The sequence below is a fragment of the Shewanella sp. 10N.7 genome, assembly GCF_020806285.1.
GTDB classification, from domain to species: Bacteria; Pseudomonadota; Gammaproteobacteria; order Enterobacterales; family Shewanellaceae; genus Shewanella; species Shewanella electrodiphila.
In genome coordinates this window covers 20,688-31,892 of the sequence record NZ_JAJGZS010000031.1, presented here as the reverse complement: position 1 = coordinate 31,892, position 11,205 = coordinate 20,688, and the positions used below count along the sequence as shown (strand labels likewise).

Sequence of the window (11,205 nt, the reverse complement as noted above, 5' to 3'; positions counted from 1 at the left end):
ATTGAAGGTGCACCAACAACACCAGATTTGCCAATTGCATCAAACCCAATTGAAGGCGTACCAACAGCACCAGATTTGCCAATTGCATCAAACCCAATTGAAGGTGTACCAACAGCACCAGATTTGCCTATTGCATCAAACCCAATTGAAGGTGCACCAACAACACCAGATTTGCCAATTGCATCAAACCCAATTGAAGGTGTACCAACAACACCAGATTTGCCAATTGCATCAAACCCAATTGAAGGTGTACCAACAACACCAGATTTGCCAATTGCATCAAACCCAATTGAAGGTGCACCAACAACACCAGATTTACCAGCGGATTTAATTCCAGATATGCCAACTCAAGGTGAGCATCAAATCATCCGTAACGGTGATTCTGTTTACGTTATCGATGCAAGCGGTGAGCGTGTTGTTACCGCAAGCAAGAATGATAACGGTGAAATCGTATTCGTTAATGCTGCTGGTGAAGTAACTATCAAGAAGATTGCTGACATGCCTATCTTTGACCATGGCTTCGGTAATGTTCCAGGTCGTGACGATGGTATAGATGCTACTGCTCCATGTACTTCAAACTGTGGTGGTGGTATTAACCCGGGTGGAGACGATGGTGACATGGCTCCAGGCTTCAAGCCAACGGCTCCAGAAGTAGATCGCCCGGAAATAGAGATTCCAAGCAAGCCAGGAATCGATATCGATAAAGACCAGTCTCCAGATATGGGACATGATGGTGACTTCGTAGGTAAAGTTGAATATGACTTTGAAGGTAATGTTGCTTACGTAGAAACTGCTCTAGGTCGTTTGACTGTGGATTCAGAAGGTACTATTAAAGCTGGTGACCAAACTGTAGGTCATGTAGTTAAGACTGAACGTGCACCGAATGGTTCTGTTGTAATGGTATCTATTAACGAAAACGGTGATGTACGTGTTACTGCAATCTCTCCTGCTGGTGACATCTTGGGTGTTAAGTTCATGGGTAATATCGATGGTTTAATTGGTGATAAGCCATCTTTACCAACTATCGGTGATGACACTGACCGTCCTGAGATTCTTCCTCCGCCAACTGACGATGCTCCAGATATGGGACATGATGGTGACTTCGTAGGTAAAGTTGAATATGACTTTGAAGGTAATGTTGCTTACGTTGAAACTGCTCTAGGTCGTTTGACTGTGGATTCAGAAGGTACTATCAAAGCTGGTGACCAAACTGTAGGTCATGTAGTTAAGACTGAACGTGCACCGAATGGTTCTGTTGTAATGGTATCTATCAACGAAAACGGTGATGTACGTGTTACTGCAATCTCACCTGCTGGTGACATCTTGGGTGTTAAGTTCATGGGTAATATCGATGGTTTGATTGGTGATAAGCCATCTCTACCAACTATCGGTGATGACACTGACCGTCCTGAGATTCTTCCACCTGTAGATGGTCCAATTATTGATGATGGTAAAAATATCGACAATGGCTGGGGTAACGATGGAGATGTAGACGCAGGTACGCCACCTGTAGAGCTACCTCCAGTAGATGGTAATCCAGACCGTCCTGAGATTCTTCCTCCAGTAGATGGTCCAATTATTGATGATGGTAAGAATATCGATAATGGTTGGGGTAACCCAGGTGATGATTCAGCTGGTAAGCCTCCAGTAGATGGTCCAATCATCGATAAAGATGAGTCAATTGACAACACTATCCCAGGCTTCGTACCAGAAGAAGGTCAAGCATTTGCTAAAATGGCAGAAAGCATGACTGCTGAACAGAAATCAAATCTTCGTCGTAAGGTGTCTCAGATTAGAGATGCTGTTAAGGCTCGTCTAAATCGTTAATTTTTAGATAAATGCAAGAATAAGGAGGCGAAAGCCTCCTTAACTTTTTGAGGATAAACGAAATGAAAAAGATTTTAATGATGCGATTTATTATCGGTTTAGTTGCAATTGCCAGTTCGGCTGCAAATGCAGAATCAACTGGCGGCCTGCAGGTGTTTCAATATAATGATGAAGTCATTGCTGTAGCGAGTGGTAGTGTGCAAGTGACTGAAGAGTTGAACTTTAGTGCTGAAGTTGATTCAACGGGTTACTTAGAGGTCGGTGCTGGCTACGGCATGATGTTGGGTCAATTCTATACCGAAATTGGCGGACGTTATGGCCGTGCAGATACACTTGATATCTATGATGTGAGTTTAATGTCAGGTGTAATGTTAGGTCAGAAATTGATGCTTTTTGCTAATACGGCACATGAATGGCGTGAATCAAACCGTATTATAGGTAGTTCTATGGGACTGTTTGACCAACGTGAATGGCGTAATAGCATTGGTGTTAATTACAGTCCTGCTTCATGGGTTAATTTGGGTTATACGCTCAATCATGATCGCTTACTTTCAGGTAACCGATTTTTAGAAGTGGAAAATGACAATATAACCAGTCATGACTTTATGTTGACGTTCAAACCTAAATACGTTTCACCTTATGTGAAATACACCTATGGTGAATACCGAGTTAGACCAGGCGAACCTGTGACATCAGAAAGCCAAGTTGAATTTGGAATTAATTTTAATTTTTAAAAAAATTTATTATAAAATCAAAAATAACCGCTTTTAACCATTTGGTTGCTCTCGCCCATTATTTAAATTAATGGGCTTTTTTGCTTTTGCTTTTGCTCTTCAAAGGTTTTTAATACCAAATTGTTCAACCATTGCGTTAATGGATTTTGACGATTTTTATAATGAAAATAAGTAGATATTTTGTAATCAAAAACATCCTCTTCGGTGTTAACCTTTATTGCCCTTAATTGAGGGTAGTGACTTATATCTAAGAAACCTGATAAAGGTGCGATCATGTCGGTTTCGCTAATAACATCTAAGATGGCAGATGGTAATTCTGAGCGAAATTTAACCCGATAATCTAGATTGTTTTTTGCGAAGATTCCCTGTGCTTTCGTTTGTTGATAATTCCAGTCTGCAGCAATAATTGAAGCGAAATCATATTGAGCCGCTTCAGATAAACTGATAGAAGTTTTTTTACAGGGATGATTTTTTCGAACGTAACATTTAAAACGTTCTGTCGAAATATACTTCTCACTCACTTCAGATGGCAATTCAGGTATTTGATAAGTGAGCCCTAAATGAAGTCGATCTTGCTGAATTTGAGATAATGAATCAGTAGACCATTTATACATTTGAACATTACATTTAGGTGCTGATGCCATAATATTTAGAAATAGTTTGCTGCCGATGCTGTTGAGCAAAAATGGCGAAAGCGCAATGTGAAACGTGTCTTCTAGTGCGGCGGGGTCAAATTCATTAACACTGTTTACCGCCAGTTCAAGGTCTTGATAAACAGGGCTAATCGATTGAAATAAGTTGACAGCAAAAGGAGTCGGTTCGAGCCCTGAAGGGATCTTAACAAACAATTCGTCGCCAAAGTGGTGTCTTAATTTTTGTAGAGATTTACTGATAGCTGGCTGACTGACAAATAATCGGCCAGCGGTAAGGCGCATATTGCGTTCTCGATACAGAATAAAAAAGACATGCAATAAATTTAAATCAAGGTTTTGAAACAAGTTTTTAGCCATAATACGCCTGATATTTTTACTTTTGTTTAATTTACTCCTTATTCTTTGACCTTACAATTGAATCTCTTTTTTAAAGATTTTTACATATGTGGCTGTTATGTCTGTATATTAACTATACAATTACTAAGCTTTCAAATATCAAATCATTTTTAGGTCTTTTTGCTTTTTAGTACTAATGCCTGTTTGTTTAGATGACTTCATATCGTTAATCTTAAAATGCATCGTTTTAATAAGTTGTCTAACTCTGAGAGTGACTTACATGGTTAGATTAGTGACTACAGCACGCAAAGGATAAGCATGATGTCTACAGTTATATCTCGTTGGTTTCATAAGATCATAGTTGGTGTTGTCTTGTATGGCTTTTCGTATGGCGCAATCGCACTGGAATGGCCGCAGGAAGTTCAGACGAAACTGGGGACATTGGTTGTCTACCAACCGCAACCAGAGTCGCTTAATGGCAATGTACTACAAAGTCGTGCAGCGATGTCATTTGAGGTTAAGGATCAAACAGATCCCGTATTTGGTGCATTTTGGTTTAGTGCCCGAATTGATACCACTGACGATGTAACAACTGTGCGTAATATTCAGGTGACTGAAGTGCGCTGGCCATCTTCAACAGAAGAAGATCAGCAAACCTTTACCGATACCGTTTCAGAGGCATTAGCCTCTACCCGCTTTGAAATATCTATGGAGCGATTGTCTGCCAGTTTAGAAACCGCGGAGCAAGAAAAACGCAGCTTAGATAATATTAAAAATGATGCACCTGAGGTTATTTTCAGTTCAACCTTGAGTGTTTTGCTGTCTTACGATGGTGAGCCACAGTTTAGGGAAATCGAAAATAGCCCTTATGAACGTATTCTCAATACTCCTTTCGCTGTTGCCCGTGATACCCAGTCAAAGAAACTCTATTTAAGTAGTGGCACATATTGGTATGTGGCAGAAGATCCTATGGGGCCATGGCAAGTCACACTTTATCCACCTGAAGATTTGGTTAGTATGGTGAACACCGAGGAGGATGAACCCGCTAAAAGCACTGCCAATGCACCGCATATTATTACCTCGGATGTCCCGACAGAATTGATTTCAACTGATGGTTCGCCTAATTGGCAGAGTTTAATCGATGGCAAACTTCTATATGTCAGTAATACAGAAACGGCCTGGATCCGTGAAACAACATCAGGTGATATGTATCTGTTACTTTCGGGTCGCTGGTTTAAATCAAAAAAACAAGCTGGACCTTGGGCATTTGTGCGCGGGGATAAATTACCTGAAAGCTTCAAAGATATTCCACCAGAATCCGATATTGGTGGTTTAAGGGTTTCGGTTGCGGGCACTGATGAAGCAAATCAAGCCATGTTAGATGCGCAAATTCCGCAAACAGCAGCGATTAAACGTGACGAAGCCAAACTTGAGGTGGAATATGATGGCGAGCCTAAATTCGAGGCGGTAACAGGCACTTCAGTTTCTTACGCCGTTAACACTTCAACCCAAGTTTTATTGATCAAAGAAGTCTATTACGCCGTCGACAATGGGGTGTGGTTTACATCGGCATCAGCCAAAGGCCCTTGGATTGTTGCTGATGATATTCCGAATGAAGAAATCGCAAAAATTCCGGCAAGTTCACCTGTCTATAACACCACTTACGTACAAGTTTATGACTCGACCCCTGAAGTGGTTTACGTGGGTTATACCCCAGGCTATATGTGGTCTTATCCATATTACGGCGTGCCTATTTATGGCACTGGTTGGTATTACCCGCCATATTGGGGGCGTTACTATTATCCTCGTCCACCAACCTGGGGCTTACATGTAGGTTATAACCCTTGGACAGGCTGGAATGTGGGCGTGAGCTGGAGTAATGGCTTTTACCGTGCAGGTGTTGTGTGGGGAGGTGGCTACGGCTACCACCGTCCATATCGATGTTGCGGTGGCTATTATGGTGGTGGATACCGTCGCCCTGTGGTGATTAATACCGGCAATATTAATATTGGTAACAGTATTAGTGTGGGTAATCGAACTAAGGTGTCTAATCGAATCAATTCTACAAATATTAATGGAAATAGAATTGGCAAGCAGAACAATTTGTATAACCGCCCAGCCACTCGCGATCGTTTAGCGAGCCCTGCAGTTGCCAATAAAAACTTGAAAAAAGCCACTTACAATAAGAATCGCAGCAATGATGTGTTTGCAGATAAACACGGTAATGTGGCTCGTGATAATCAAGGTAAGTGGGAGAACCGCAGTGATGGCAAGTGGAATACAGCTCCTGCTACTCGGGACTTGAGCAAGCCCACTAATATCAATAAGCCTAGTAATATTAGTAAACCTAGCACGCTGCCATCCACTCGTCCGTCGACGTTACCTTCGTCAAGGCCGTCAAATATGCCAGCAACGATGCCTTCTTCACGTCCATCGAATATGAATAACTCGATAAACCGCAGTCGTCCAAGTGGTGGATTTGATCACCAAAGCTTAAATCGCTCTCGTCAAGCCCGCCAATCAGGCATGGCAAGAGAAGGGCGAGGGCGTGTACATCGCTAATTGAGCCAATAAGAAAATAAGCCTGCAAGTTGCAGGCTTTTTTATTATTCTGACTATTAAGTGAAATATTTAGCTGCACAACAATATACGGACATTATTTATGTGGAATACCCTGCAAGCCTATCGGTCATCAATTATTTTATTGTCAGCTTTATTGCTTGGCGGATTACTTGGGACTGCATTGCCAGAATTTGCTATCAAGCTTAAGCCTATTGGGCAAATCTTCCTGAATTTATTGTTTATGATTATTGTGCCTTTAGTGGCCGTGAGTGTGATGTCTTCAATTGCGAAGATGACAGACTTAAAAAGGTTAGGTTCTATTTTGGCTTCGATAATGGCCGTGTCTGTGGTGATGGCAATGGTGCCTGCCATTGGGATTGTGTTATTGGCACTCGCCTATGATCCTGCTCAAGGAGTCACACTAGAACTTGCGGAAACCGTAGAAGCCGCTGGCAGCATGGACTTTGTTAGCTTATTGACCACCAATGATTTTGTTGGGTTGTTATCAAAATCGAACATTTTAGCGCTGATTATCATGTCAGTAATCAGTGGTATCGCCATCGGTCAATCAGGCGAGGATGGCCGTAAAGTATCGGCGTTACTTGATAGCTTGAATACCGTGATAATGAAAATTATTGCGATATTAATGTATGTTGCGCCAATTGGCTTAGGTGCTTATTTTGCCGCCACTATGGCCAGTCAAGACGCTGAATTAATGGGAACATTTGCAAGAGCTGTAGGACTTTTTTTAGTCGCAACAGTGGTGTATTTAACCTTAGGTTCGACGCTTTATGCATGGGGCGGTGGCGGTTTAGCAGGAGTGAAACGCTTTTGGCAAAACATGCTTGAACCAGCGGTGACAGCGTTAGGGACAAGCTCATCATTAGCAACCTTACCAGTGAATATCAGGGCTGCGGCCAAAATGGACTTAAATGAGCAAATCGCTGAGATAAGTTTACCGCTATTGGTGAACCTTAATAAAGGCGGCGCAGCGATGATAACTGCACTCAAAATCGTATTTATTTATTCGCTATTGGGTATGGAGTTCACATCCGATGTGTTTATGTTAACCATCTTGATATCTGTACTGTCAGCGTTTGTTATTGGTGGAGTACCTGGTGGCGCTTTTTTAGGTGAGATTTTTATTGTTACTACCTTAGGCTTGCCTTTAGAAGTGATCCCTATTTTGGTGGTATTAGGCGCGATAACTGATGCGGCTTCAACAGTCATTAATGTGGTTCACGACTTGACTGCAACGCAAATTATTCAACGTATTAATGGTAAACATTATCAAGCTACAACAAACACTGCTGAATAAACTTTCATATTAACTCATCTATCGTTCGAGCCTTGTTTTAGGCTCGAACACCCGAAAACCATCTATATTGTTAAGCCTATATTGAGTATCAACTCAATATTTATTGATGATCCTCTCACTTCTTTAGAGTAACTATTCAGTTTTGCGTGCTAATGGTTGAACACTCTTTGAGCGTGTGTAACAATGCTGCACCAAATGTGTAGCATTTTTTTTACAGGTTGAGCAGGCTTACATTAGTCCTAGCTTTTCTAGACTGTAAGGCAATAAAACGTCGGTATAAGGCGTATTAATACAATAACCTGAGCATGGAATCTCAATGAAACTTTCTTTTCGCCATTTGTTATTTTTGGTGATGATTTTAACGTCACTCATCCCCATTACTGCAATATCATTTTGGTCGGCAAATTCAGCTCTTGAGAACGAATATAATATGGTGCATGACAAGCATCTATTACTCGCGCAAAACATTACCAAAGCACTTAATCGTTATGCGATTGATGCACTCGCTATTTTTACCACAGTAACCAACAGTAACTCCCAGCAGGGTGTTGATAGCATCATGTTTGATTTATTGAACACCGTTGATGTGGTTTCAATTGGTGTCTTTAACCCCCAAGGACAACGAGAAAGCGTCGTATATGGTGCTGAAAACTCTCAACCTTTAAGCCTAACCGACGCCAATAACCCATTTGATTTATCTGAATTATCAGAAGCGCATTTTACTCCTATTCATAAAAATGGTGTGCTACAGCCAACCTTATACATGATACGTCAAACCCCAGATATGCGTATTTGGTTGGCGACGATGCATGCCACTTATATTGAGCAATTACAATCGGCGGTGATGTTCGGCGATAAAGGCCATGCGGCAATTGTTGATAAGCGAGGTAACGTGTTGGCTCATCCCAACAAAACGTGGCAAGCAGAGGCTAAAAATATCAGTAAAGTGAGCATCGTTAAGCAGATGATGGCGGGTGAAACGGGGGTAAGTCAGTTCTACTCGCCAGCGGTAAAAGCGGACATGATTGCGGGCTTTGATGTGGTGCCTACCACGGGCTGGGGAGTCATGATCCCACAACCTCTTGTTGAGCTCGATCAACGTGCTTTTGTCGTTATAAAATTTACTCTTTTAGTGGCATTGGTATCGCTGATTGTATGCAGTGTGTTTAGTTGGTGGATTGTCGGCTTAATTACTCGACCAATCGATATTTTAACGGCTAAAACTCGTGTCATCACTGATATTCGTTCGGATACGCAGAGACACCCTAGAGGTTTTCATACCGCAGAATTTGCAAAGTTATTTGATAGCTTTAGACAAATGTCATTAGAAATTAGAAATGGAAGAGAAGAGCTAGAGGTGAGAGTTGCTGATCGCACCGCTGATTTAGCCGAAGCTCAAGAAAAAGCCTTACAACTCGCCAATCATGATGCGGTGACAGGGCTAGCTAATCGGGTCGCCATTAGAGATAAAATTGCTGAGTTATTACAGCAGCAAAAACATTTCTCATTATTGTTTATCGACCTCGATGGTTTTAAAGGGGTGAATGACCAATATGGACATAGAGTGGGTGATAAATTACTAAAAACCTTAGCAGATAAAGTCAATAACCACCTATTTATTCACGATATTCTTGCTCGTTATGGTGGTGATGAATTTATCGTATTAATGCCGAATATGGATTCGATCATTGCAGCAGAGTGTGCGGCTGAAAAATTACTGCAACTATTTTCTGAACCGGTAATTATTGAAGACAGTGTGATTTGTATTAGTGCGTGTATTGGTTTGGCTTTATCTAGTGGCTTTGATAAAGACACTGATAGCTTGATCCACAGAGCGGACACTGCAATGTACCGCGCAAAACGCCAAGGCAAAAACAAAGTTACCATCGCGAGTTAATCATGCATGCGCAATATATACTAGAATTTATATAATGTCGTTAGAGGTCATATGTCAATAAAATCTGTATGTTACAGCAACCCCTTATCAAACGCTCACAAGGGTTTCACCTTAATCGAGCTTGTTGTGGTTATCATTATTTTAGCGATACTTGCAGTGATTGCTGCGCCAAAGTTTATTTCGTTAAAAGAAGATGCATACGCAGGACAAATGCAAGGAGTGTCTGGTGCGATTAGCAGCGCTAAAGATTTGGTGTATTCCGCTTGCGTAATTAGTGCTGATTGTGATGAAACTGAAGGGCCAGGTAACGGAAATACTATTGAGGCTGAAGGACAAAATATAACATTAGCCTATGGTTATCCAAGGCAGACGGAAGCAGGTATTGCCCGCGCAATTAATATTGTGGACGGAGAGGACTTTGAAATTACCTCGTTTTCTATTAACCCACTAACGGGTTTACGGATCAGACCTGCAGCCGATTACTCTGTGAATGATTGCGAGATACGATATTCAGAGCCAAAAGCTATTGGGGAAATACCAATAGTTGCAAGAGACTTAGACGGTTGTTAGCGTTTGATTATTTAGCCTAAATTGACATAAACCCAGTAAAAATGGATTTTTACCTAATGAATCGATTGTTCATAGCGTTGGTTTTATTTGTGATGCTGCTGAGTCATCATGCTGCTGCAAATGTATTTAATACTGTTGTGAATATCCAGTGTAACCATTGCACTTCAAATCAAACATACCGCCAAGCCGCTTTATCAACCCTAAAAGACAGAGAGCAAAAAGTCGTTAATGTGATTAATTTTAATCAATTCGATGTGCGCAAATTTGATGTCAAAAAATTGCTAGTGGAAGTATGCAGTGACTATGGAAAGTCTGCGACTAAAGGTTACTGTAAAATGGAAGATGGCTCATCGGTAAAGTCATTGAAAGTCACTAATATTGCGCGCGAGCAGGTCATTTTATTGGCTGAATCATTATATCAAATGGACTTTTTTACAAGCCAATATATACAGGTAGATCCTCAAGTCGCTAACACGGCTTGGGAGTTGGTTGAGAGTAGTCATGTCATCGGCAAGGTGATGTTTAATTGGCAACAAGAATACCAATATGAATATTCAGCATTTCTAGCTAGATGGCAACAAGGTGAGTTAGCAAGCCTCCAAGCTAATATGCCGTTGAAAAACTTATCTCCTCCAATTGTTGTTACCTTTGCTGACGGCTCACAGAGCTATGCTGAAGTTGATTTTATTGATTCGGATAATCAGTTACATTTTAGGTTTTTGCAGATTAAAGATGCTAACAGTAATCATCTTGTTTTAGGCCAAGGAAAGCTTTTTACATTAGGCGATAAGTTTCAGTTTGAGTCGCAGCTAAGTCATGACTTTATCAAGATGAAACAGCTTGTTGAATTGAGTGGATTTATGGTTGAAACCCAAGAAACACTGACAGGGATCAGTGCTTCTGTTGTGCCATGCTCATCGAGTGAAAATAGATGTCAATTTGGTTATTAATTGCATTTAATAGGCAATATTATGATGACTTTAGGCGCTGGTTTACAGCGCTTAAAAAATAAAATAAACCAACAATAAAAAAGATAACAATCCACCACATATCACTGGATAAATAATGTAACCGTCAGTGGTTCTTTTCGCTCTTTTAGTGCACAGTTTGCCTAGAATTAAATTAAACCCTAGCAATAGAGCTAAGGTTAATAGCCCTTGCCTAAAGGTCATTCTACTGATGGTTGTAGTGGTGTAAATGAGTAAAAACCATTCGAGTAATATCAAATACAGGAAGATTTTTTGAAGGCCATCAGGTCCTTTTCTTTTATCTCTGGTCCGCACAATACCTCCCTATCTTTATGTAGGA

9 protein-coding genes are annotated in these 11,205 nt (G+C 40.9%); 7 read left to right on the top strand and 2 right to left on the bottom strand.

Translation table 11 applies throughout. The features are described from left to right. Positions 1–1,827: hypothetical protein (locus LMH66_RS17345; RefSeq protein ID WP_229371727.1), on the top strand; the 1,827-nt coding region annotated here is incomplete at its 5' end. A 62-nt stretch (positions 1,828–1,889) separates the two neighbouring features. Continuing rightward, positions 1,890–2,561, top strand: a complete 672-nt coding sequence (locus LMH66_RS17340) for a hypothetical protein (protein WP_229371722.1) — start codon at positions 1,890–1,892, stop codon at positions 2,559–2,561. 62 nt (positions 2,562–2,623) lie between these two features. On the opposite strand, the gene LMH66_RS17335 is transcribed toward LMH66_RS17340, so the two are convergent. Further along, positions 2,624–3,571 (bottom strand): LysR family transcriptional regulator, encoded by a 948-nt coding sequence (locus LMH66_RS17335; protein WP_229371717.1) that lies wholly within the window; start codon positions 3,569–3,571, stop codon positions 2,624–2,626. 300 nt (positions 3,572–3,871) lie between these two features. Here LMH66_RS17335 and LMH66_RS17330 point away from each other — a divergent pair, with 300 nt between their 5' ends. The 5 genes from LMH66_RS17330 (at position 3,872) to LMH66_RS17310 (ending at position 10,847) form a co-directional block, all read left to right on the top strand. Beyond that, the gene (locus tag LMH66_RS17330) at positions 3,872–6,112 is read left to right on the top strand and encodes a carbohydrate-binding family V/XII (protein ID WP_229371710.1); all 2,241 of its coding nucleotides are present in this window, start codon (positions 3,872–3,874) and stop codon (positions 6,110–6,112) included. A 100-nt stretch (positions 6,113–6,212) separates the two neighbouring features. Continuing rightward, positions 6,213–7,430, top strand: a complete 1,218-nt coding sequence (locus tag LMH66_RS17325; RefSeq protein WP_229371708.1) for a dicarboxylate/amino acid:cation symporter — start codon at positions 6,213–6,215, stop codon at positions 7,428–7,430. Between the two features lie 316 nt (positions 7,431–7,746). After that, positions 7,747–9,327 carry a sensor domain-containing diguanylate cyclase gene (locus LMH66_RS17320; RefSeq protein ID WP_229371704.1) on the top strand — a complete coding sequence of 527 codons (1,581 nt, stop codon included), beginning with the start codon at positions 7,747–7,749 and terminating at the stop codon, positions 9,325–9,327. 51 nt (positions 9,328–9,378) lie between these two features. Next, a complete protein-coding gene (locus tag LMH66_RS20495) occupies positions 9,379–9,897 on the top strand; it encodes a prepilin-type N-terminal cleavage/methylation domain-containing protein (RefSeq protein WP_324295183.1) in 519 nt (172 codons plus the stop codon). 56 nt (positions 9,898–9,953) lie between these two features. After that, positions 9,954–10,847, top strand: coding sequence for a hypothetical protein (locus LMH66_RS17310; RefSeq protein WP_229371699.1), 894 nt, complete (start codon positions 9,954–9,956; stop codon positions 10,845–10,847). A 51-nt stretch (positions 10,848–10,898) separates the two neighbouring features. Here LMH66_RS17310 and LMH66_RS17305 read toward each other — a convergent pair whose 3' ends face one another. Further along, positions 10,899–11,180 carry a hypothetical protein gene (locus tag LMH66_RS17305; protein WP_153912494.1) on the bottom strand — a complete coding sequence of 94 codons (282 nt, stop codon included), beginning with the start codon at positions 11,178–11,180 and terminating at the stop codon, positions 10,899–10,901. Positions 11,181–11,205: the final 25 nt, after the last annotated feature.